The organism is Pseudomonas sp. BBP2017 (assembly GCF_003024385.1).
In the GTDB taxonomy this organism is placed as follows: Bacteria; Pseudomonadota; Gammaproteobacteria; order Pseudomonadales; family Pseudomonadaceae; genus Aquipseudomonas.
This window is the reverse complement of sequence record NZ_PVZN01000019.1, coordinates 15,874-37,448: the sequence shown is the minus strand read 5'-3', so window position 1 is coordinate 37,448 and position 21,575 is coordinate 15,874. Positions and strand designations below refer to the sequence as shown.

Below are 21,575 nucleotides of genomic sequence, written 5' to 3'. Positions count from 1 at the left end.
GCGCCGGGAGTATGATTCAGAAGCGTCTGACAGAAAACCACTACAACCGGTAGGAGCGGCGGTGCGGCGACCCGACTTGCCCCGCGATACGATGTGCCTGAATGACCGCAATCGCGAAGTATGCCTGCCCCTCCGTCACCCTCCGCACCCAAGTAAGAGTGCCTGCACTCGCAGTCAGCGTTAAAGTCCGCCATGTTCAACGACAAAGTCCGAAAGAACAAACCGACAAACTGAACGTTTAATACCAACACCAGCTACAAGCTGAAGTTGCAGGAAGCTTCTGATTATTCAATCACCCGCCACTGCAACATTGAACAGAACCGCATTTGAATGCATCATCATGCAAACACAAGCGGATTTAACACATGGAGAAAACCAAAATGGATGAAGAATCATGTGACATTCATGATGTAGCCAAATCCGCCAGTGACTTAATATCATTCAGTTGCACACTCGGAGCCATGCACTTTAATGACGGCATGATCCAGCTCCAGTTCAATTCCCTTGTCGCCTCTTACGCAGATGACATTGTCAGGGCAGTTGAAGACGGTGTAATAAGCGCATGGCAAGGAATACAGGAAATAACACAGGAATACTTCGAACTGTCTGAAAAAGCGTCTTTTTATGCCCAGAATGCGGTAGGCACTCTGGGGGAGCCTTGCAAATTGAAGCGGGTGCTGCCATGACCGCGACCGTAGCCGGCGCGCCAATCGGCGGCCTGCTAGTCGCACATGGAGTCAATAATATTTATGAAGGCGTGGGCAATATATATAATGGCCCCGATGCGCCGGGTGTGATTGGCCCAACAAGGTATGCTTATCGACATGTCTTCAGCGACACTTCTGACGGGGATATGGCGTACTACTCAGCAGACTTGTTTTTATCGGTTCTAGGCATGACAAAAAAAGTACGCACACCCGAGTCATTTGAATTACTTTTAAAAGATCCAATTAACTACAAAAGATCTTATCAGCAAGCTGGCAAAGTAACCCTAGCTTTCGAGGCACTGATCGATTACTACTCCATAAAATCAATGACGCAAGTAGAATCGCAAAAATAATATACAACGCAAAATTCCGATCAAATTACGCCGCGCAGCCTTTTTCTATAAAAAATAAACCCCAGCACAACAATTATTATATATGTTACCGCATAAAGAGCTTGTAGCTGCCTACCTTCAAAGTTATACACGGCCCTTATTGGCCATGTAATCAGTCCCGTGTATAAAATAGAAGGGCCGAAAACGACACAAGTTAAAGCAACATAATAGCGGACATTTTCTAAATTCATGAATATAAACCATTAAGCACACGCGCCTGGGCTGCTAAGCAACGACAGACGCAGGGTAGACATGCACCTGAACGGGCGCAACAGAGCAGCGGCGTCGGAAGCATGAATCAGAAACGTCTGACAGAAAACCACTACAACCGGTAGAAGCGGCGGTGCGGCGACCCGACTTGCCCCGCGAAGCGATGTGTCTGAACGACCGTAATCGCGGGGCAAGCCCGCGCCTACCGAGGCAGACGCTGTAGCTCAATCCCGTCGATCAACGAATCGATCAAGGCCCGCGCCAGCTCTACAGAATGCTGGGTCGACCAGACATGGCTTTTACCCGGCTCTGCGGTGTACTGCGCCGCCTCTTCAATATTGACGCTGGCGCACTTGAGATAGAGCGAGGCGTGCACCAGCGCGTCCTCGGCGCTGACACCCGAACGCACATTGAACAACGGCGGATGCTCGGGACAGCTGGCGACAGGTCTTCCGATGGTGTGCACAAAGGGCAGGTCGGGTGGATCAGGAACGGGCTTTTTCATCGGGTAATTCCTATGCAGGTGGAGCGACCGCCGTTCGCTGCTAAACGAATAGGGTGGCAGCTGTACGCGGGTTAGCAGACCGGGCATAGGAACCGGCGCACCCGAAGGTGCCCCACGCACAGCCGCCATTGACCAGAAATACAGGCGGGGGAAAACCTGTATCAGGGAAATGGAGCTCTGCTTATGCCCTGGACTGCTAAATCCGGTCGTTGAATTGGCAACGACCCTCGTAGGGTAGGCATGCACCTGGACAGGCGCAACAGAGCAGCGGCGCCGGGAGTATGAATCAGAAGCGTCTGACAGAAAACAGCTACAACCTGACCAAGCCCCTGCACCTTAAGGAAAGCCCCCTCGCTGCCGATAACCATAGACTTGAGCGCTGCGGCCTCCCCCTCCAGGAAAGCAGGTACCCCCATGAAAGTCTGCATCACCCATCGAGAGATCTTCTATCACGTGCTTAACGCCGTTTTCCAAGCGTGCGATAAGCAGCCTGTAATCGCTGAACTCGGTGTTCTACGGGGAGAAAACGCGCTCAAGCTGTACAACGCGCTGACGCCGGAAAAAATGGTGCTGATCGACAGCTGGAGCCCAGTTGCCAACGACCAATACAGTCCGTTCGATCCGCTGCCGGCATGGCTTGAGCCGGTCGACGCTTATGCTTACTACTACGGCGGCCCGATGCACGATCCGGCGACCTGGGATCGCCTCTACCAGGAATGCCTGAGCAGGTTTGTCGACAAGGATAACGTCACCACGATCCGCGCCGACACCATCGGCGCCATCGAACAGATCAAACCGAAAACCGGCATCGACAAGTTCGACCTGGTTTACATCGATGCCAACCACCAGTACGAATACATCCTGCGTGACATGATGTACTACCAGGATCTGGTGGCCGATGACGGTTTCATCCTGCTCAACGACTGCTGCCACAGCCTGAACGGCACCAAGCAGAACCTTGGCGTACTCGAAGCGCTGAGCAGCTTTCTCAAGCGCAGCGACTTCATTCCGCTCGCCATGACCAACACCGATTGGTCCGATGTGATCCTGGTGCGCAAGAACTCGGTCATGGTACAGCTCGTCGATATGGCACTGACCAACTCTGACATCCCATTCGTGGAGATTCCGTACCAGTTGATTTCCGCCGCGAAAGTAATCAGCGGACAGCAGCGTGCAAACATTAGCTTTGCATAAACCCGCCCTGTGAATCCGAGTCCGAGCAGCGGTTGAAACCAAGCCTGTAAAACTCGGACTCACTCTTCCCCGCCCTCTCCTTCCCCGCCCCACTATCCTTGCAAAGCCGCAGGACGCGGCCCCGCATCGATCATGGAGCGCTCATGTCCCTCGCCCTTGTCCACAGTCGCGCCCAAGTGGGTGTATCGGCCCCGGCGGTCAGTGTTGAAGCTCACCTGGCCAACGGCCTGCCAGCGCTGACCCTGGTCGGCTTGCCCGAAGCGACCGTCAAAGAAAGCAAAGACCGGGTGCGCAGCGCGATCCTCAATTCAGGCCTGGAGTTTCCCGCCCGGCGCATCACCCTCAACCTCGCCCCGGCAGACTTGCCCAAAGATGGCGGACGCTTCGATCTGGCGATTGCCTTGGGGATTCTTGCCGCCAATGGCCAATTCCCGGTCAGCGCACTGGGCGAGCTGGAATGCCTCGGTGAACTGGCGTTATCCGGCGCCATACGCCCGGTGCAAGGCGTGCTGCCAGCCGCCTTGGCGGCCCGCGCTGCCGGGCGGGCGCTGGTAGTGCCGCAAGAGAATGCTGAGGAAGCCTGCCTGGCCTCAGGTCTGGTGGTGTTCGCGGTCGGGCACCTGCTGGAGCTGGTAGCCCACCTCAACGGGCAAACACCGCTCAATCCCTACGCCGCCAACGGCTTGCTGCTGCAGGTTCGCCCGTACCCGGACCTCAATGAAGTCCAGGGCCAGCAAGCCGCCAAGCGCGCACTGCTGATCGCCGCCGCCGGGGCGCACAACCTGCTGTTCAGCGGCCCGCCAGGTACCGGTAAAACCCTGCTCGCCAGCCGTCTGCCCGGCCTCTTGCCGCCACTGGATGAACGCGAGGCCCTGGAGGTAGCGGCGATTCAATCGGTAGCCAGCCATGTGCCGCTCAGTAGCTGGCCACAGCGACCGTTCAGACATCCTCATCACTCAGCGTCCGGGGCCGCGCTGGTGGGTGGCGGCAGCCGTCCGCAGCCCGGCGAGATCACCCTCGCCCACCACGGTGTGCTGTTTCTTGATGAATTGCCGGAATTCGAACGGCGGGTGCTGGAGGTGCTGCGCGAGCCCTTGGAGTCCGGTGAAATCGTCATCGCCCGGGCCAAGGACAAGATTCGCTTTCCGGCACGCTTCCAACTGGTCGCGGCGATGAACCCCTGCCCCTGTGGATATCTCGGCGACCCCAGCGGACGCTGCCGTTGCGGCAGTGAGCAGATTCAGCGTTATCGCAACAAGCTCTCCGGCCCGTTACTCGACCGCATCGACCTGCACCTGACCGTAGCCCGCGAGGCCACGGCCTTGTCCCCGGTTGCAGGCAATGGCGAAAGCAGCGCCACCATCGCGGCGCACGTCGCTAACGCCCGGGAGCTTCAGCAACAGCGCCAGGGTTGCGCCAATGCCTTTCTCGACCTGCCGGGCCTGCGCCAGCATTGCGCGTTATCCACAGCCGACCAGCACTGGCTGGAAAGCGCCTGTGAACGCCTCAGCCTGTCGCTGCGCGCCGCACATCGGCTGTTGAAGGTGGCCCGTACCCTGGCTGATCTTGAACAAGCGAAGCAGATTGACCGACCTCATCTTGCCGAAGCATTGCAGTACCGGCCTACAACTACAGCATGAACAATTATTTCAATGTTGAAATATATACCGCCCGGTATTTTATTAATGCACTCCGACAATAGCAAGCGCCCTTCATCGACTTGCTTCGCTGATAACGCCCCCTATAATAGTGAAGAATTTCACAACGCGCGTAATGCTTGATGATCTACAATTTTCGACTTAAAAACAGCGACCTTGTGGAGTTTAATTCCGAGCACTGCAAGATTATTATCCGCAAACAACACGCTGCACCAGAGGAATTAACACTGGCGCGCGCAGAGTCGCGAATACTCGAACTTCTGCTGATGGAGCCCGGGGCGATCTGTTCGCGTGAGGCGATTCTGGAGTTCGCCTGGGATGACCGCGTCGTCTCGGCAGGCAGCCTCAACCAATCCATTTTCATGCTCAGAAACATCCTCGGCGATGGCAAGGATCACGAGATCGTGATCACCGTGCCGCGACGCGGCTATCGCTTCAACAGCGACCAGGTGGTCGCCCACTCCGAAACCGCAGCGGCGTCTGTAGAGGAACCTCTGCAAGCAAGTATGCCAAGCACCATTGCCCCCACGGCCTCACCTGACAGCAGGCAAGGCATGGGAATGGCGGCGCGCTTCGGATACCTGGCTGCGGCTGTATTGACTGTTTTGTCTATTTGGCGCCTGGTTGCTTGGTATGAGCCGGTCAGTGAGTTGCATGTTGCCGTTATCAAACAAGGTAAACTTTCAATTTCAGCTGTCGGCAAAAGCGAACAAGAAGTCAACAAACTCAAGTCCGATATTTCAGGCTTAGTCCTGCCTGAAGAAAGCATTAAAGGCCAGGTTTTTATCAGCCGCAAGGGATCACGCGTGAATATGTCCTGCATCCGTACAACAGGACGAACTTTTAACTTTGAATTTCAGCTCCAGGATGAGCAACTCGTCAATATGTTAAAAAAATGCGTGAGCGAATAATGAAAAATAATCGAGTTGCATGGCGCCACTGGTTAATTATCGCCGCTATTTTTTTGGCCTGTCTGGTCATGCTATTGGTGACACTGCCGCGCCCCTACATTAATAGCCAACCTTATCGAACAGAGAGCCGGAACTTCATAGAACACGATGTCATGGCGTCCAAAGAAGCGCTGACTATCAGTGAGCCCAGCGCCGTCATTAGTGTACTTGAGCGTCTGGGCGATAAAGAGCGGCATGTCGCCGTCGGTGCATCGTTGGTTGATACTTCGCGTTGGCGAGTAAAAATCAAGGTTGAAGATATACAGGCCAGCAGCCAGACAGAATTGTTCGATGTCAGCCGTCACGCCGACCTGCTGTTTGCCCGTCAGTACTTCAGGCTCGGCTCCATTCTCAGCCTGGTCGTCATCCCTAACGATAGCGACGCGCTGTGTTACTACTTTCTTGAGCTGGACCGGATGCGCTGCATGAACAACTGACAGCGGACCGCGGCGGACGGTATCTGAGCCGCCGCCACAGGCCACAAATAACAATTTTTGATTCCTGTTTTCCTCACTCGCAGCCCTAGAGTGGGGAAACGTCGGTCACCTTAACGTGACGTCAACAGGAATCCCCATGCCTTTTAAAAAGCTTTCGCTGCTGTTGCTCTCGATGAGCCTGTTTGGTTGTTCGATGGCGCCAAGCATCGACACCGCGATAACTTCGGAACAACAAAGAAGCAACGCCCCACTGCACGTTATCGAACACGATGACGGTACGCTTGCCTGGAAGAAATCGGATGCGCTTTTGTCAAAAAACCATGACAAGGCAATCTTCATCAACTTGCCGAAAAGCATTTCATTCGACAGTAGCGATCCGCGCCTTGCCAACTTTAATGGCGATGCTGACAAACTGCGCCTGCACTTCCGGACCCAGTTGGAAAAACAACTGACCGCCGCCGGTTATCGCCTGGTCGATAAACCCACCCAAGGGGCACTGTCACTACACGTATCGATTGCGGATATTGAACGCAAACCGCGTGATCCTAATGTCACCGAATACATTCCCATCGGCATGCTGGTTGGCCTCTCCCTGCACGCCACTGGCGTGCGCGATGAAACCCTTTATCTGTTCTTCCAGAGCGAAGTCAGCGACAGCCTGAGCGGTGAAACCCTTGGCCGCGCCGTGGACCGGGCCAGTGGCCGGAACCTCGGACAAGACAAGGCACCTGTGGTCGAGGACATTTACCCGGCCATGGATACCGCCGCGCAGATGATCCGTGAACGCCTGGACAGAGAGTTCCCGCCCAAGAAACCGGCTTGATAGCCCTTTTTCCCATTCACCAAACTCCATTGGACGAACGATGAACTTCGCAAAACAGCTTGCAGCCGCCCTCCTTGTACTCAGCTCTGTGAACGCCGTGGCAGATGACCGTGGCCTCTATCTGGGCGGCGGCGTGACCAAGGTGGAAACCGACGAGCACCAGCTCAGTGACGATGACAACGCCTACAAGGCCTTTGTCGGCTACCGGCTGAATCCGTACCTGGCAGTGGAAGGCGCCTGGGTAGACCTGGGCAACTTCAGTGGTAAAGACGGCGACTTCGACGGCCACTCGCTGCAGGCCACTGCCCACTTCGGCATACCGGTCGGTCAACGCGTGCGCCTGTTCGCCAGCGCCGGGGTACATGCCTGGGACGCTGACAACGATATCGCCGGCGATAGCAGCGATCTGGACATGACCTACGGCCTCGGTGTCGAAGTTGACGTGTTCCGTAACATCGGTGTGCGCCTGGAACAGGAAGTGCTGGAGGTTGGCGATATCGACCTGGACCAGACCAGCGCCAGCGTCTACGTGATGTTCTGACCCTACGCACCAGTAGTAATTGCCAGCAACCTGCTCTTTACTAGCAACATCCCCGCGTCGTGAGACAGGTATGTTCGCTTTTGCCCAGAGTTACCCGCTGCTGATCGGTATTACCTTGATCGCACTTGATCTCCTGCTCTGGCAGGTGATCCCGGTCAGCCGGCGCCCCTTGCGCATCGGTCTGCGGCTTGGGGTGTTCCTGCTGTTCACCTGGGTGTTGATCAGCGCCGGGGTCAGCCCCCTGCAAGCCGCGCCCTGGGTCGAGGATGTACCACGCAATTTGCTCGCGACAGTGCTGGGGATTGGTTGGTGGCTGTTCGCGGCGCGGACCATCACGGTGGTGATCGGGGTCATTCTGGGCTCCCGCAGCGGCCATACTGGTCGGCTGTTACAGGATGTGCTGGGCGCAGTGATCTTCCTGGTCGCCGTTGTTGCCGCAGCCGCGTATGTACTGCAGCTGCCAGTCAAAGGTCTGCTGGCGACGTCCGGGGTGATGGCAATCGTTATCGGTCTGGCGCTGCAGAGCACACTCAGCGATGTGTTCTCCGGCATTGTCCTCAACACCACCCGCCCCTATCAGGTCGGTGACTCGATCAGCATCGACGGCACCGAAGGCAAGGTGATCGACATCGACTGGCGCGCCACCCGCCTGCTCACCGGCAACGGCAGTATGGCAGTGATCCCCAACTCGGTCGCGGCCAAGGCCAAGCTGCTCAATTTCAGCCAGCCCAGTGATGTACACGGCGTCTCCATCAGTGTCGTGGTTCCTGCCAAGGTGCGCCCGCGGCGAGTACTTGATGCCCTGGAGAAAACCCTGCAGGGCACGCGTACATTGCTGACTGCACCGCCGCCCAAGGCGACGATCAAGAGTTCGACCCTGGAATCGGTGGAGTACGAAGCGAGTGGTTTCGTCAGCTCCATGAGCCAGAAAGTTGAAGTACGCAACCACATGTTCGACCTCGCCCACCGCCACCTGGAAGCGGCGGGTGTGGTCTGGAACAGCGACAGCCTGACGCCTCAAACCTGGAATCGGCAGCGCGCATTGCTTGAGGATGTACGGATCTTCCGCTCACTGAGCAATGAGGAAAAGGACAGCCTCAGCCAGCGTATGACCGCCGTGGAATACCTGGCCGATCAGGTGATCCTCGGCGTTGGCGACAGCTCCGATTACCTGTTGGTGATCGGCACAGGTGTGGTGTCTGCAGGTATCCGCGATGGCGACAAACTGATTGAGGCCGGACGCATGGGACCAAGCGAGGTACTGGGTCTGGAGGGCCTGCTGGAGACGGACGACTCCAGCGCCGAATTTCGCACCCTGACCAGTTGCATCCTCTACCGCATCGAAAAAGCCGAAGTCCGCAGCTGCCTGGAGCAACGCGGTGAGGTCAAGACAGCGCTGATCAAGCTGCAACGCATTCGCCAGCAAACCCGGCAGTCGCTATTGGAGCAGAAACCGACAGCCATCAAGAAAGGCGGCTTTCTCAGCTGGCTGCACAAGTAGCGCTTACAGCACCACGCGCAAGCATTGTCCGGCGTGATACAGCGAGAACCCGGTTTCGTAGAAGCCGGTACGTAGCGCCGGAGCCGATACCGGTTTCATCGGCGAGAACGGAATCGGCAAGGCATCCGGATTGTCGTGCAGCAAGAACTGAGCGAAGGCTTTGCCGACAACAGTGCCGGTGGTGTTGCCACGGCCGTTATAGCCAGTCACCGCAACCAGGCCCGGGGCCGGTTCGAACAGGCGCATCAGGTGATCAGGGGTGAAGTCGATACAACCGGTCCAGTGCATTTGCCACTCGACCTTGCCCAACTGCGGGAAATAGTGATTCTGGATACGGTCGGCCCAGCTGCGAATGAACCAGCTTGGCTTGTTGTCGACCCGTCCCAGGCTGCCGAGCAGCAGGCGGCCTTCATCGTCGCGACGAATGCTGCTCAGCACCGTGCGGGTATCCCAGGAGCCCTGGCCGTGCTTGAGCACGTTGTCGGCGGCTTCGCCTTGCAGTGGCGCTGATGCGACCTGGTAGTAGTAGCCACGGAAGAAGTGCTTCTGCAGGGTGGTCCAATCGCCTTCGGTGTAGGCGCCGGTAGAGATCACTACTTTGTCGGCACTGACCGAGCCTTGGCCGGTCTTTACCCACCAGCCACGGCCTTCACGCTCCAGACCCTCGACAGCCGACTGCTGGAAGATCTGCCCGCCCAGACGAGTGACGGCCGCGGCCAGGCCTTGTGTGTAAGCCATTGGGTTGATGGTGCCGGCGCGGCGATCGAGCAGCGCGGCGGAAATTTTGTCAGTACCGCAATACTCCTCACAGCGTGCGCCGGTGAGCAGTTCGACGTCGGCACCGCGCCGGCTCCACTGCTGATGACGCGCTTCGAGGTCGGCAACGCCGGTGGCGTTATGCGCCATGTGCAGGGTGCCGCTGTTGTGTGCCTGGCAATCGATGCCCAAGCGCTTGATGGTGGCGAAAACTTCAGCCGGCGCTTCGCCCAGCACCTTGTTCAGACGGCTGCCTTGCTGCTGACCGAGGGTCGCTTCGACATCATCGGGACGAATCCAGGTACCGGCGTTGACCAGGCCGACGTTGCGCCCGGAACCGCCGTGGCCGATTTTCCAGGCCTCCAGCAGGACGACCGATTTGCCCGCCTCCAGCAGGTGGAGCGCAGCATTAAGACCGGTGATACCGCCGCCAATGACGCAGACGTCGGCCTTGAGTTCGGTGGCCAGTTTATCGACCGGCGTAGCGAGCTTGGTTACGTGTTCCCACAGACATTGTTGACGCAGCTCTGGCATGGCCGGCTTCCTTCTTTGTTCTTTGTTCTTTGTTCTTTGTTCTTTGTTCTTGTTCGGTGGTGAGGCCATCGCGGGGCAAGCCCGCTCCCACAGGGTTGGATGATCTCTGTGGGAGCGGGCTTGCCCCGCGATTACTCTGCTCAGTCGAACACAATCCCCTGAGCCAACGGCAGCTCACGCGAATAGTTCACCGTGTTGGTCTGCCGACGCATGTAGGCTTTCCACGAATCGGAGCCCGACTCACGGCCGCCGCCAGTTTCTTTCTCGCCACCGAATGCACCGCCAATTTCCGCACCGCTGGTACCGATGTTGACGTTGGCGATACCACAGTCACTGCCCGCAGCACTCTGGAAGCGCTCTGCTTCACGCAGGTCAGTGGTGAAGATGCACGAAGACAAGCCTTGTGGCACTTCGTTGTTCAGGCGCAGGGCCTCCTCGAAGTCGTCATAGGCCAGCACGTACAGGATCGGCGCGAAGGTTTCGTGACGCACTACGGCGCTTTGAGCCGGCATCTCTGCAATGGCTGGCGACACGTAGTAAGCGTTCGGGTACTGCTCCGAAAGCTGGCGCTCACCACCGAACACCTGGCCGCCTTCATCGCGGGCACGGGCCAGGGCATCTTGCATAGCGCTGAACGACAGCTTGTCGATCAGCGGACCGACCAGGTTGTCTTTGCGTGGATCACCGATACGCACCTTTGCGTAAGCGGCTTTGACCCGCGCCACCACTTCGTCTTTGATCGAACGGTGGACGATCAGACGGCGCAGGGTGGTGCAACGCTGGCCGGCGGTACCGACGGCGCTGAACAGGATGCCGCGCACGGCCAGGTCCAGATCGGCGCTCGGCGCCAGGATCATGGCATTGTTGCCACCCAGTTCGAGGATGCTGCGGCCAAAACGTGCGGCAACCCGAGGTCCGACTTCACGGCCCATGCGGGTGCTGCCGGTGGCGCTGACCAGTGGCACGCGCGGGTCATCGACCAGGGCTTCACCGGCTTCACGATCACCGATGATCAGCTGGCTCAGGCCTTCTGGTGCGTCACCAAAGGCTTTCAGGGCTTTCTCGAACAGCGCCTGGCAGGCCAGGGCGGTGAGCGGCGTCTTCTCCGACGGCTTCCAGACCACGGCGTTACCGCAAACCAACGCCAGCGAGGTGTTCCAGGCCCAGACCGCAACCGGGAAGTTGAAGGCGCTGATGACCCCGACCACACCCAGCGGGTGCCAGGTTTCACGCATGTGGTGGCCAGGACGCTCGGAGGCGATGGTCAAGCCATAAAGCTGGCGCGACAGACCAACGGCGAAGTCGCAGATGTCGATCATTTCCTGCACTTCACCCAGGCCTTCCTGGGTGATCTTGCCAGCCTCGACGGAAACCAGTTCGCCAAGCGCCGCCTTGTTTTCCCGCAGTACTTCGCCAAACAGGCGAATCAGCTCACCGCGACGCGGCGCCGGCACATTGCGCCAGGCCTGGAAGGCTTGCTCGGCCTTGTCGATTTTGGCCACGACCTGGGCTTTGCTTTCCAGGTGCACCGAGGCAATCGCGCTGCCATCGATCGGGGTGTGAACGGGATGGTTGCCGTGTGTGTAGGCACTGGCCGGGACACCGAGGCGGTCAAGCAGTCCATCAACCATTTTCTTCTCCTGCATGCGATGAGTGGTTGAATAAGTGATCGGGATCAGTATTAATCCGATCACTCTGGCGCAACAAACGACCTTTATTCTGCATATCATTCCGCCAGGTAATGATCTACCCGCTTAGAGAACCGCTATGTCGAAACGTCTGGTGCCATCGATGGCCGCTCTGCAGTGTTTCGAGGCTGCCGCCCGGCACCTGAGCTTCACCCGCGCCGCCGAAGAGCTGCACCTGACCCAGAGTGCGGTGAGTAAACAAGTCGCGCAATTGGAGGAAATGCTCCGCCATCACCTGTTCCTGCGCATCCGTCGACGCCTGCAACTGACTCCAGCAGGCGCGTTGTACCTGGCCGAGGTCAACAAGATCCTTACCCAGGTCGATATGTCCAGCCGCTACATCCTCTCGTACGGCGAGCAAACTGAAGTATTGAAGGTAGCCACTCAACCGAGCTTTGGCGTGCGCTGGTTGATTCCGCACCTTAAAGGCTTCGGCAAGCGTCATCCGAACATCCACCTGGATATCCGCAATGAGATGGAGCCCTTCGCCTTGCTGCAGGGCAAGGCCGATGTGGTGTTCTTCTTCGGCCAGGGCACCTGGCCTGGCGCGAGCTGCGTCAGACTGTTCGGTGAAGAAGTGGTGCCGGTTTGCGCGCCAGAGCTGTTGCAAGGCCGCACCCTGCACGACGCCAGCGAGCTGTCCGAGCTGGTCCTGCTGCAAAGCACCTCGCGCCCAGAGGCCTGGCATGAGTGGTTCCTCGAACAAGGTTTGCATTCTGCCCACAGCTACCACGGGCCGCGCTTCGACACCTTCTATATGAGCCTGAGTGCCGCTCAGTCCGGTTGCGGCGTGGCCCTGGTGCCGCGTTACCTGGTGGCTCAGGAGCTGGCCGAAGGCAAATTGGTCGTGCCTTGGCAGCACAGCATGCGCAGCAATGGTTCGCATTTTCTGGCGTTTGCCGAGCACGCGGCGGAAGTCCCCAAGGTGCGCGCTCTGGTCGACTGGATTGCTGCTGAGGTTGAAGCAGAAGGTCAAGAATAAACGGAATGACTGATCGACTTTTTTTCGCTTGTGGGAGAAGTGCATTCCTCGCTTTCATGTAGGGGTGCCCACTTCACCAGGAAGCTTTCGATGCCCGCTCAAGATTTCGTCAGCCCGGACAGCATTCGCGCGCAGTTCTCCGCCGCCATGTCGCTCATGTACAAACAGGAAGTGCCGCTGTACGGCACCCTGCTGTCGCTGGTGAGCGAAATCAACCAGCAGGTCATGACCGAGCAGCCAGAGGTGGCCCAGGCCCTGCGCTGGACCGGCGAAATCGAGCGCTTGGACCAGGAGCGTCACGGCGCCATCCGCGTCGGCACTGCCGAAGAGCTGGCGACCATCGCCCGCCTGTTTGCGGTCATGGGCATGCAACCGGTGGGTTATTACGACCTCAGTTCGGCCGGTGTGCCGGTGCATTCCACCGCCTTTCGCGCCGTGCACGAACAATCGCTGCATATCAGCCCGTTCCGGGTCTTTACCTCGCTGTTGCGCCTGGAGCTGATCGACAGCCCGGCCTTGCGTGAACTGTCCCGGCAGATCCTCGCCAAGCGGCAGATCTTCACCCCGCGCGCCCTGGATCTGATCCAGCAATACGAACGTGATGGCGGCCTGAACGCCGACGATGCCCGTACTTTTGTTGACGAGGCCCTGCACACCTTCCGCTGGCACCGCGATGCCACTGTGACAGCCGAGCAGTATCAACAACTGCATGATCAACACCGCCTGATCGCTGATGTGGTGGCCTTCAAAGGCCCGCATATCAACCATCTGACTCCACGTACCCTGGACATCGACGCGATCCAGCTGGGCATGCCAGCCAAGGGCATCCCACCCAAGGCGGTGATCGAAGGCCCACCGCCGCGGCGCTGTCCGATCCTGTTGCGCCAAACCAGCTTCAAGGCCCTGCAGGAACGGGTCGCGTTCAGTGATCAACAAGGGGCTGCGGGCGGCAGTCACACCGCACGCTTTGGCGAAATCGAACAGCGTGGTGCGGCGCTGACTCCCAAAGGGCGCCAGCTGTATGACCAACTGCTCGACGCTGCCCGCGATTCATTGGGCGGCGTACCGGCAGAAGCCAACGCCGAGCGCTACATGCAATTGCTCAAAGACAGCTTCCAGGCGTTCCCGGATGACCTTGCACAGATGCGTGAGCAGGGCCTGGCATACTTCCGCTATTTCCCCACCGAACGCGGCCTGGCAGCACGCAGTGATACTGGGCGTCCGACCTCGCTGGAGGACCTGATCGACGCCGGCCATGTGCATTTCGAAACGCTGGTGTATGAAGACTTTCTGCCGGTCAGCGCGGCAGGGATCTTTCAGTCCAACCTGGGTGATGATGCGCAGAGTGAATACGGCAGCAATGCCAACCGCGATGCCTTTGAACAGGCGCTGGGCAAGCCGGTGCAGGATGAGCTTGAGCTGTATGCGCAGAGCCAGCAGCGGTCGTTGCAGGCCTGTGCCAGGGCGCTGGATCTGCCGGGGCTGTAAGGGCCTCTTCGCGGGGCAAGCCCGCCCACCGGGGTTATCTCAGCCTCTGTGGGAGCGGGCTTGCCCCGCGATTGCTATCTGAGGACCTGCACCTTCGGCAAGTCCATCGCATCAGCCTCGCCCTGCAGAAAATCACTCAACCGGCGCAGCCGCTCTCCACCCGGGCGGGTTTTCGGCCACACCAGGTAATAATCCAGACCACTGGCCACTGCAGTCGGCCAAGGCAGGCTCAAGCGCCCTTGGGCCACGTCTTCAGCGACCATCAACAAATCGCCCATGGACACCCCGTAACCCCGCGCGGCAGCGATCATCCCCAACTCCAGGGTATCGAACACCTGACCGCCCTTGAGCGAGACCTTGTCGCTCAGCCCCATGCGCGCCAGCCAACTGCGCCAGTCACGCTTGTCCGGTGTCGGATGCAGCAGCTCGATAGCGGCCAGGCGCTTGGCGTCCCAAGGCCCTTCAGTCAGCAGCTCGGGCGCCCCCACAGGGATCAGCAGTTCGGAAAACAGCCGGGCCACTTCCCAGTCCGGTGGAAAGTGCCCATCCCCAAGCAGTACCGCACAGTCAAACGGCTCATGGTTGAAATCAACATGATCAACATCCATCCAGGCACTGGTCAGTTGCACTTCGTTGCCCGGTTGCAGATGACGAAAGCGACTGAGCCGCGCCAGCAACCAGCGCATGGTCAGCGTCGAGGGCGCCTTCATGCGCAGGATGTCGTCCTCGCTGCGCAGCGTATTGCAGGCACGCTCCAGCGCAGCGAAGCCTTCACGCACGCCCGGCAATAACAGCCGAGCCGCCTCGCTCAGTTGCAGGTTGCGGCCATTGCGCACGAATAAGCGGCAGGCGAAATGTTCTTCCAGCGTACGGATATGACGGCTGACAGCGCTTTGGGTAATCGATAACTCATCCCCGGCGCGGGTGAAGGAGCTGTGCCGGGCAGCCGCCTCAAAGGCACGCAAGGCATACAAAGGCGGTAAACGACGGGACATGGACGAGTCCTCCGCAGGGGCCCAGGGCAATGCACACCATCATACATACATGAGTTTTAATCATGCCACGGATCGTTTTTATCCTTTTGCGAATAACCGCATAAAAGATGAGAATTTCACGCCTTCCCACGTGTGTTCGAAAAGGACGATCCAATGCAGGCCGCACCCACTCATGAACTCAAGGCCCTGTTGCGTCTGGCCGGTCCCCTGATCGCCTCGCAACTGGCCCACATGCTGATGGTGCTGACCGACACCCTGATGATGGCCCGCATCAGCCCGCAGGCTCTGGCAGGCGGTGGCCTGGGCGCGGCGAGCTATTCGTTCGTGTCGATTTTCTGTCTGGGCGTGATCGCGGCCGTAGGCACCTTGGTGGCCATTCGCAAGGGCGCCGGTGACACCGTCGGCGCCACCCGCCTGACCCAGGCCGGGCTGTGGCTGGCCTGGGTCATGGCCCTGGTGGCGGCGCTGGCGCTGTGGAACCTGGAGCCGGTGCTGTTGCTGCTCGGCCAGAGCCCTGACAATGTCGAAGCAGCCGCCCAGTTTCTGCTGTTGCTGCCCTTCGCCCTGCCTGGCTACCTGAGCTTCATGGCCCTGCGCGGCTTCACCAGCGCCATTGGCCGCTCCACACCGGTAATGGTCATCAGCCTGATCGGCACCGTGGCCAACTTCCTGCTCAACTATGCGCTGATCGAGGGTATGTTCGGCCTGCCCAAGCTGGGGCTGGTGGGTATCGGCCTGGTTACCGCCATCGTGGCCAACTGCATGGCCGTGGCCATGGCCTTGTACATTCGCTGGCACCCGGCTTATGCGCCCTACCCGATTGCCCAGGGCCTGAGCCGTCCGTCCTGGCCCGCCTTGCGCGAATTGTGGCGCCTGGGCCTGCCGATTGGCGGCACCTACACCGTAGAAGTCGGCCTGTTCGCTTTTGCCGCGCTGTGTATGGGTGTGCTCGGCAGCACCGAACTGGCGGCTCACCAGATCGCCCTGCAGATCGTCTCCACTGCGTTCATGATTCCGGCCGGCTTGTCGTATGCCGTGACCATGCGTGTAGGGCTCTATTACGGTGCCGACAACCTGCTTGGTGCACGGCACGCCGGCCGCGTCGGGATCGGTTTTGGCGCGGCGATGATGCTGATGTTTGCCATCCTCTTCTGGCTGCTGCCAGACCCGCTGGTGGGGCTGTTCCTCGACCACGATGACCCGGCCTTTGCCGACATCATCCAGCTGGCCGTGAGCCTGTTGATGGTCGCGGCGTGGTTCGAGCTGTTTGACGGCGTGCAGACCATCGCCATGGGTTCGATTCGCGGGCTCAAGGATGCCAAGACCACCTTCCTGGTCGGACTGTTCTGCTACTGGGTGATCGGCGCCCCGGCGGCCTGGTTGCTGGCCTTCACCTTGGGCATGGGCGCAGTTGGCGTCTGGTGGGGCCTGGCACTGGGCCTGGCCTGTGCGGCGGTGACCCTGACGCTGGCGTTCGAGTGGCGGATGAAGCGCTTGCTGGTGGGCTCGGGTGGTGTGAGCAAGGCCGCTGCTACGGTGATGTGAGGGCCTTATCGCGGGGCTTGCCCCGCGATGCTTTTCTACAAAGCCACCGACTGCTGCGCCGACCCGCTCAACAAAAAAACTATCAACTCATCAATCGGCAACGGCCGGCTGATCAGGAAACCCTGCACCTGATCACAGTTGAAGCTGCGCAGCAGGTCCATCTGCTCCGGGGTTTCCACCCCTTCAGCCACCACCTCGAGGTTGAGGTTGTGTGCCAGGTTGATCATGGCGTGGACCAGTTTGCGGTTCTCTTCACGCTTTTCCATACCGCCGACAAAGCTGCGATCGACCTTGAGCAAGGTGATCGGCAGGCTGTTAAGGTGGACGAAAGAGGAAAAACCGGTACCGAAGTCATCGAGAGAAAAACGCACACCCAGGCGCCCAAGAGCATCCATGGTCTGCGCGACCAGGTCGCTACGGCGCATCACCGCAGTTTCGGTGAGCTCGAACTCCAGCCAACGCGCATCGACGCCATGCTCAATGATCAACCGGCTCAAAGTGGCCAGCAGCTGGCTGTCCTGAAACTGGCGAAACGACAGGTTTACGGCCATGTGCAGTGGCGCCAGGCCCTGTTCACGCAGCGCCTGCATGTCGCGTAAGGCGCGGGAAATCACCCAATAGCCCAAGGGCACGATCAGCCCGCTCTGCTCGGCCAGCGGGACGAACTCGCTGGGCGGCAACAATCCACGCTCGGCATGGCGCCAGCGCACCAACGCCTCCAGACCAACAATGCGTCCGTCGGCCATGTCCAGGCGTGGCTGGTAGTGCAGCTCCAGTTCGTCGCGACGCAAAGCGCGGCGTAGCTCGCTTTCCAGATCGGCGAGGCTGCGTGCGTTGCGGTTGATGCGTTCGTTGAAGATGTGAAAGGTGCAGCCCTGGGTGCCCTTGGCCTGTTGCATGGCAATGTGCGCGTGCCACATCAACGGGTCCGCACCACCTTGGGCGCGAGCATGAGCGACACCCAGGCTGCAGCCTAGCAACAGGCTCTCGCCATCGACCCAGTACGGTTCGGCCAAAGCCTCGGTAATACGTTCAGCCATCCATTCGGCGCGTTGCGGCTCGCGGCGCGTGTCGATCAACAGGGCGAACTCATCGCTCCCCAGGCGGGCCACCTGATCACCGGCTTCAAGCTGGCTTTTCAGACGCCCGACCACCTGCAGGATCAGCCGGTCACCGGCCTGATGGCCAAGCGCATCGTTGGCCCGGCGAAAGTTATCCAGGTCCAGGTGACCGAGGGCCACCCCACGCCCGTCGTTGTCAGCCAGGCGCGCGGCCAGCAGGGTCTGAAAGCCTTGGCGGTTGGCGATGCCGGTCAACGGATCCTGTTCGGCCAGGCGTTGCAGGGTGGCCTCCAGCACGCCACGTTCACGCACATGACGCAGGCTGCGGCGCAGGGTATCGGGGCCGAGCTGGTCAAATACCAGCCAGTCGCTGACACCTGGTGGTGGCACCTGCGGTTCATGCTCAAGCAGCAACACCATCGGCAAGATGCAGCGTCCAGGCGCCGGCTGCAGCTGCGGGGTGGCCAGCACCAGGGCATTGCGATCATTGGCAAACAGGCTGTCGACGGCGTCCCAGTTCGGTGCGGTCAACAGCACCGCACTGCCCGCCAGCGGCGTCAGGCAATCACGCAAAGCGCCGGCCCATCCGGGCTCGTCAGCCAGCAAGAGCAAACGCAAGGGTTCGACAGGCGTAGACAAGCTGGCTCCTTAGGACGTGGACACAGTCAAATGACAATGGGCAGCGAGAGGCTCATCCTAAACCATTAGTGAAAATGATTTTCACTTAACGTCGAGCCACTCCATTGCCGACATCCCGCAGGTTTCGCACGCATCCTGCGGGAAAGTAACAAAAGCGGCAAATTTAGATCGCGTGGTACGTCACACTGTCAGACGGTCGCGGCAGAATCTTTCCACCCCTGCTAAAATGCGCGGCTATTTTTCTAGCGACCCCGGTTTTCGTCATGTCCCGACTCAATCCCCGGCAACAAGAAGCCGTGAACTACGTCGGCGGCCCTCTTTTGGTGCTCGCCGGTGCCGGTTCCGGCAAGACCAGCGTGATCACCCGCAAAATTGCGCACCTGATCCAGAATTGCGGCATCCGTGCGCAGTACATCGTGGCCATGACCTTCACCAACAAGGCCGCACGGGAGATGAAAGAGCGGGTCGGCACCCTGCTGCGCAAAGGCGAGGGGCGCGGCCTGACCGTGTCGACTTTCCACAACCTGGGCCTGAACATCATTCGCAAGGAACATCAGCGACTGGGCTACAAGCCGGGCTTCTCGATCTTTGACGAGACCGATGTCAAGGCGCTGATGACCGACATCATGCAGAAGGAATACTCGGGCGACGATGGCGTCGACGAGATCAAGAACATGATCGGCGCCTGGAAAAACGACCTGATCCTCCCGCCTGAGGCCCTGGAAAAGGCGCGCAACCCCAAGGAACAGACCGCTGCGGTCGTCTACGCCCACTACCAGCGCACGCTCAAGGCATTCAACGCGGTAGACTTCGACGACCTGATCCTGCTGCCGGTAAAGCTGTTCGAGGAACACGCCGACATCCTGGAAAAATGGCAGAACAAGGTGCGCTACCTGCTGGTCGACGAATACCAGGACACCAACGCCAGCCAGTACTTGCTGGTGAAAATGCTGATCGGCACGCGCAACCAGTTCACCGTGGTAGGTGACGACGACCAGTCGATCTACGCCTGGCGTGGCGCACGCCCGGAAAACCTGATGCTGCTCAAAGAGGATTACCCGTCGCTGAAGGTGGTGATGCTCGAGCAGAACTACCGCTCCACCAGCCGCATCCTGCGTTGCGCCAACGTGCTGATCTCGAACAACCCGCATGCGTTCGAGAAGCAGCTGTGGAGTGAAATGGGCCACGGTGACGAGATCCGTGTGATCCGCTGCAAGAACGAGGAAGCCGAGGCCGAACGGGTGGCCATGGAAATCCTCAGCCTGCACCTGCGCACCGACCGGCCTTACAGTGACTTCGCCATTCTCTATCGCGGCAACTACCAGGCCAAACTGATCGAATTGAAGCTGCAGCACCATCAGGTGCCGTACCGCCTGTCCGGCGGCAACAGCTTCTTCGGACGCCAGGAAGTCAAAGACCTGATGGCCTACTTCCGCTTGCTGGTCAATCCGGACGACGACAACGCCTACCTGCGGGTGATCAACGTACCGCGCCGGGAAATCGGCTCGACCACCCTGGAAAAGCTCGGCAACTACGCCACCGAACGCAAGATCTCGATGTACGCCGCCAGCGAGGAGCTGGGCCTTGGCGAGCATCTGGACAGCCGTTTTACCGACCGTTTGCAGCGTTTCAAACGCTGGATGGACAAGGTCCGCGAACAGGTTGCCCTGGAAGACCCGATCGCGGCCCTGCGCAGCATGGTCATGGACATCGACTACGAAAACTGGATTCGTACCAACAGCTCCAGCGATAAAGCCGCGGACTTCCGTATGGGCAACGTCTGGTTCCTGATCGAGGCGTTGAAAAACACCCTGGAGAAGGACGAAGACGGTGAGATGACCATTGAAGAAGCCATCGGCAAGCTGGTCCTGCGTGACATGCTCGAACGTCAGCAGGAGGAAGAAGACGGTGCCGAGGGCGTGCAGATGATGACCCTGCATGCCTCCAAGGGCCTGGAATTCCCCTATGTGTTCATCATGGGCATGGAGGAAGAGATCCTTCCCCATCGTTCCAGCATCGAAGCCGACACCATCGAAGAAGAGCGGCGTCTTGCCTACGTGGGTATTACCCGTGCACGCCAGACCCTGGCCTTCACCTTTGCAGCCAAGCGCAAGCAGTACGGCGAGATCATCGATTGCGCGCCGAGCCGCTTCCTTGACGAGCTGCCCGACGATGACCTGGCTTGGGAAGGCCTGGACGATGCCCCCACCGAAGTGAAGGCGGCGCGCGGCAATAATGCACTGGCCGATATCCGCGCCATGCTCAAACGTTAGATAATCAACCTTTGCTGCGGCGCACTGCCGTAGCCACTCTTGCTACATCGAGGAAATACCACAGTGGAAGCACTGCACCAGAAGATTCGCGAAGAAGGCATCGTGCTTTCCGATCAGGTTCTCAAAGTCGATGCGTTTCTCAACCATCAGATCGACCCTGCGCTGATGCAACTGATTGGCGACGAGTTCGCCCGGCTGTATGCCGATTCCGGCGTCACCAAAATCGTTACCATCGAAGCCTCGGGCATTGCCCCGGCGGTGATGACCGGCCTGAAGCTCGGCGTCCCGGTGATTTTCGCACGCAAGCACCAGTCGCTGACCCTGACCGAGAACCTGCTGACCGCCTCGGTGTATTCCTTCACCAAGCAGACCGAAAACACCGTGGCGATCTCCCCGCGCCATCTGAACAGCAGCGACCGCGTGCTGGTGATCGACGACTTCCTGGCCAACGGCAAAGCCTCCCAGGCGCTGATCTCGATCATCAAGCAAGCCGGCGCCACGGTTGCCGGCCTGGGTATCGTCATCGAGAAGTCGTTCCAGGGTGGCCGTGCCGAGCTGGACAGCCAGGGCTACCGCGTTGAATCGCTGGCTCGGGTCAAGTCGCTGAAGGATGGCGTGGTTACTTTCATCGAGTAATTCACCTCGATCCCATCGCGACGACTCGAATTGCCCCGCGATGCTGTTGAAACAACAAAG

At 59.3% G+C, this 21,575-nt stretch carries 19 protein-coding genes; 14 read left to right on the top strand and 5 right to left on the bottom strand.

Translation table 11 applies throughout. The features are described from left to right. Window positions 1-365: 365 nt before the first annotated feature. Both C6382_RS24435 and C6382_RS24430 read left to right on the top strand, forming a co-directional pair. Complete coding sequence (locus tag C6382_RS24435; RefSeq protein WP_256589158.1) at window positions 366-686, top strand: hypothetical protein; 321 nt, start codon at window positions 366-368, stop codon at window positions 684-686. After that, window positions 683-1,060, top strand: a complete 378-nt coding sequence (locus C6382_RS24430; protein ID WP_256589157.1) for a DUF4225 domain-containing protein — start codon at window positions 683-685, stop codon at window positions 1,058-1,060. The genes C6382_RS24435 and C6382_RS24430 overlap by 4 nt, the downstream gene beginning before the upstream one ends. 451 nt (window positions 1,061-1,511) lie before the next feature. Here the strand turns inward: C6382_RS24430 and C6382_RS20225 are convergent, their stop codons facing one another. Further along, complete coding sequence (locus C6382_RS20225) at window positions 1,512-1,814, bottom strand: DUF3077 domain-containing protein (protein WP_107026116.1); 303 nt, start codon at window positions 1,812-1,814, stop codon at window positions 1,512-1,514. Window positions 1,815-2,228: 414 nt separating this feature from the next. Between C6382_RS20225 and C6382_RS20215 the strand changes: the two genes are divergently transcribed. The 7 genes from C6382_RS20215 (at window position 2,229) to C6382_RS20185 (ending at window position 8,918) form a co-directional block, all read left to right on the top strand. Continuing rightward, window positions 2,229-3,008 (top strand): class I SAM-dependent methyltransferase, encoded by a 780-nt coding sequence (locus tag C6382_RS20215; protein WP_107026114.1) that lies wholly within the window; start codon window positions 2,229-2,231, stop codon window positions 3,006-3,008. A 143-nt stretch (window positions 3,009-3,151) separates the two neighbouring features. After that, window positions 3,152-4,648, top strand: a complete 1,497-nt coding sequence (locus C6382_RS20210; RefSeq protein ID WP_107026113.1) for a YifB family Mg chelatase-like AAA ATPase — start codon at window positions 3,152-3,154, stop codon at window positions 4,646-4,648. A gap of 140 nt (window positions 4,649-4,788) precedes the next feature. Continuing rightward, complete coding sequence (locus C6382_RS20205) at window positions 4,789-5,577, top strand: winged helix-turn-helix domain-containing protein (RefSeq protein WP_107026112.1); 789 nt, start codon at window positions 4,789-4,791, stop codon at window positions 5,575-5,577. Beyond that, complete coding sequence (locus C6382_RS20200; protein WP_256589156.1) at window positions 5,577-6,053, top strand: hypothetical protein; 477 nt, start codon at window positions 5,577-5,579, stop codon at window positions 6,051-6,053. The genes C6382_RS20205 and C6382_RS20200 overlap by 1 nt, the downstream gene beginning before the upstream one ends. 136 nt (window positions 6,054-6,189) lie before the next feature. Then, complete coding sequence (locus C6382_RS20195) at window positions 6,190-6,876, top strand: DUF3313 domain-containing protein (protein WP_107026111.1); 687 nt, start codon at window positions 6,190-6,192, stop codon at window positions 6,874-6,876. Window positions 6,877-6,916: 40 nt separating this feature from the next. Further along, window positions 6,917-7,417 carry a porin family protein gene (locus tag C6382_RS20190; protein WP_107026110.1) on the top strand — a complete coding sequence of 167 codons (501 nt, stop codon included), beginning with the start codon at window positions 6,917-6,919 and terminating at the stop codon, window positions 7,415-7,417. A gap of 70 nt (window positions 7,418-7,487) precedes the next feature. Then, window positions 7,488-8,918, top strand: coding sequence for a mechanosensitive ion channel family protein (locus C6382_RS20185; protein WP_107026109.1), 1,431 nt, complete (start codon window positions 7,488-7,490; stop codon window positions 8,916-8,918). A 3-nt stretch (window positions 8,919-8,921) separates the two neighbouring features. Here the strand turns inward: C6382_RS20185 and C6382_RS20180 are convergent, their stop codons facing one another. Further along, window positions 8,922-10,208, bottom strand: a complete 1,287-nt coding sequence (locus tag C6382_RS20180; protein WP_107026108.1) for an FAD-binding oxidoreductase — start codon at window positions 10,206-10,208, stop codon at window positions 8,922-8,924. Between the two features lie 140 nt (window positions 10,209-10,348). Further along, the gene (locus tag C6382_RS20175; RefSeq protein WP_107026107.1) at window positions 10,349-11,839 is read right to left on the bottom strand and encodes an aldehyde dehydrogenase family protein; all 1,491 of its coding nucleotides are present in this window, start codon (window positions 11,837-11,839) and stop codon (window positions 10,349-10,351) included. Between the two features lie 136 nt (window positions 11,840-11,975). Between C6382_RS20175 and C6382_RS20170 the strand changes: the two genes are divergently transcribed. Together C6382_RS20170 and C6382_RS20165 are read left to right on the top strand one after the other, a co-directional pair. Then, window positions 11,976-12,878 (top strand): LysR family transcriptional regulator, encoded by a 903-nt coding sequence (locus C6382_RS20170; RefSeq protein ID WP_107026106.1) that lies wholly within the window; start codon window positions 11,976-11,978, stop codon window positions 12,876-12,878. A gap of 90 nt (window positions 12,879-12,968) precedes the next feature. Continuing rightward, window positions 12,969-14,366, top strand: a complete 1,398-nt coding sequence (locus tag C6382_RS20165) for a VOC family protein (protein WP_107026105.1) — start codon at window positions 12,969-12,971, stop codon at window positions 14,364-14,366. Window positions 14,367-14,440: 74 nt separating this feature from the next. Here the strand turns inward: C6382_RS20165 and C6382_RS20160 are convergent, their stop codons facing one another. Then, on the bottom strand, window positions 14,441-15,361 hold the full coding sequence (locus C6382_RS20160) for a LysR substrate-binding domain-containing protein (RefSeq protein WP_107026104.1): 921 nt from the start codon (window positions 15,359-15,361) through the stop codon (window positions 14,441-14,443). Window positions 15,362-15,514: 153 nt separating this feature from the next. On the opposite strand from C6382_RS20160, the gene C6382_RS20155 reads away from it, so the two are divergent. Further along, window positions 15,515-16,906, top strand: coding sequence for a NorM family multidrug efflux MATE transporter (locus tag C6382_RS20155; protein ID WP_107026103.1), 1,392 nt, complete (start codon window positions 15,515-15,517; stop codon window positions 16,904-16,906). A gap of 35 nt (window positions 16,907-16,941) precedes the next feature. On the opposite strand, the gene C6382_RS20150 is transcribed toward C6382_RS20155, so the two are convergent. Beyond that, a complete protein-coding gene (locus tag C6382_RS20150; RefSeq protein WP_107026102.1) occupies window positions 16,942-18,606 on the bottom strand; it encodes a bifunctional diguanylate cyclase/phosphodiesterase in 1,665 nt (554 codons plus the stop codon). Between the two features lie 263 nt (window positions 18,607-18,869). Here C6382_RS20150 and rep point away from each other — a divergent pair, with 263 nt between their 5' ends. Beyond that, on the top strand, window positions 18,870-20,879 hold the full coding sequence (gene rep / locus C6382_RS20145) for a DNA helicase Rep (RefSeq protein WP_107026101.1): 2,010 nt from the start codon (window positions 18,870-18,872) through the stop codon (window positions 20,877-20,879). A gap of 63 nt (window positions 20,880-20,942) precedes the next feature. Beyond that, window positions 20,943-21,515, top strand: a complete 573-nt coding sequence (locus tag C6382_RS20140; RefSeq protein ID WP_038615864.1) for a xanthine phosphoribosyltransferase — start codon at window positions 20,943-20,945, stop codon at window positions 21,513-21,515. Window positions 21,516-21,575: the final 60 nt, after the last annotated feature.

Excerpts from the sequence above, each read along its gene's own strand:
- C6382_RS20190 (WP_107026110.1), top strand. The coding sequence starts at position 6,917 with ATGAACTTCGCAAAACAGCTTGCAGCCGCCCTCCTTGTACTCAGCTCT.
- C6382_RS20165 (WP_107026105.1), top strand. The coding sequence starts at position 12,969 with ATGCCCGCTCAAGATTTCGTCAGCCCGGACAGCATTCGCGCGCAGTTC.
- C6382_RS24435 (WP_256589158.1), top strand. The coding sequence starts at position 366 with ATGGAGAAAACCAAAATGGATGAAGAATCATGTGACATTCATGATGTA.
- C6382_RS20155 (WP_107026103.1), top strand. The coding sequence starts at position 15,515 with ATGCAGGCCGCACCCACTCATGAACTCAAGGCCCTGTTGCGTCTGGCC.
- C6382_RS20195 (WP_107026111.1), top strand. The coding sequence starts at position 6,190 with ATGCCTTTTAAAAAGCTTTCGCTGCTGTTGCTCTCGATGAGCCTGTTT.
- C6382_RS20170 (WP_107026106.1), top strand. The coding sequence starts at position 11,976 with ATGTCGAAACGTCTGGTGCCATCGATGGCCGCTCTGCAGTGTTTCGAG.
- C6382_RS20200 (WP_256589156.1), top strand. The coding sequence starts at position 5,577 with ATGAAAAATAATCGAGTTGCATGGCGCCACTGGTTAATTATCGCCGCT.
- C6382_RS20205 (WP_107026112.1), top strand. The coding sequence starts at position 4,789 with ATGATCTACAATTTTCGACTTAAAAACAGCGACCTTGTGGAGTTTAAT.
- C6382_RS24430 (WP_256589157.1), top strand. The coding sequence starts at position 683 with ATGACCGCGACCGTAGCCGGCGCGCCAATCGGCGGCCTGCTAGTCGCA.
- C6382_RS20160 (WP_107026104.1), bottom strand. The coding sequence starts at position 15,361 with ATGTCCCGTCGTTTACCGCCTTTGTATGCCTTGCGTGCCTTTGAGGCG.
- C6382_RS20225 (WP_107026116.1), bottom strand. The coding sequence starts at position 1,814 with ATGAAAAAGCCCGTTCCTGATCCACCCGACCTGCCCTTTGTGCACACC.
- C6382_RS20210 (WP_107026113.1), top strand. The coding sequence starts at position 3,152 with ATGTCCCTCGCCCTTGTCCACAGTCGCGCCCAAGTGGGTGTATCGGCC.
- C6382_RS20175 (WP_107026107.1), bottom strand. The coding sequence starts at position 11,839 with ATGGTTGATGGACTGCTTGACCGCCTCGGTGTCCCGGCCAGTGCCTAC.
- C6382_RS20215 (WP_107026114.1), top strand. The coding sequence starts at position 2,229 with ATGAAAGTCTGCATCACCCATCGAGAGATCTTCTATCACGTGCTTAAC.
- rep (WP_107026101.1), top strand. The coding sequence starts at position 18,870 with ATGTCCCGACTCAATCCCCGGCAACAAGAAGCCGTGAACTACGTCGGC.
- C6382_RS20180 (WP_107026108.1), bottom strand. The coding sequence starts at position 10,208 with ATGCCAGAGCTGCGTCAACAATGTCTGTGGGAACACGTAACCAAGCTC.
- C6382_RS20185 (WP_107026109.1), top strand. The coding sequence starts at position 7,488 with ATGTTCGCTTTTGCCCAGAGTTACCCGCTGCTGATCGGTATTACCTTG.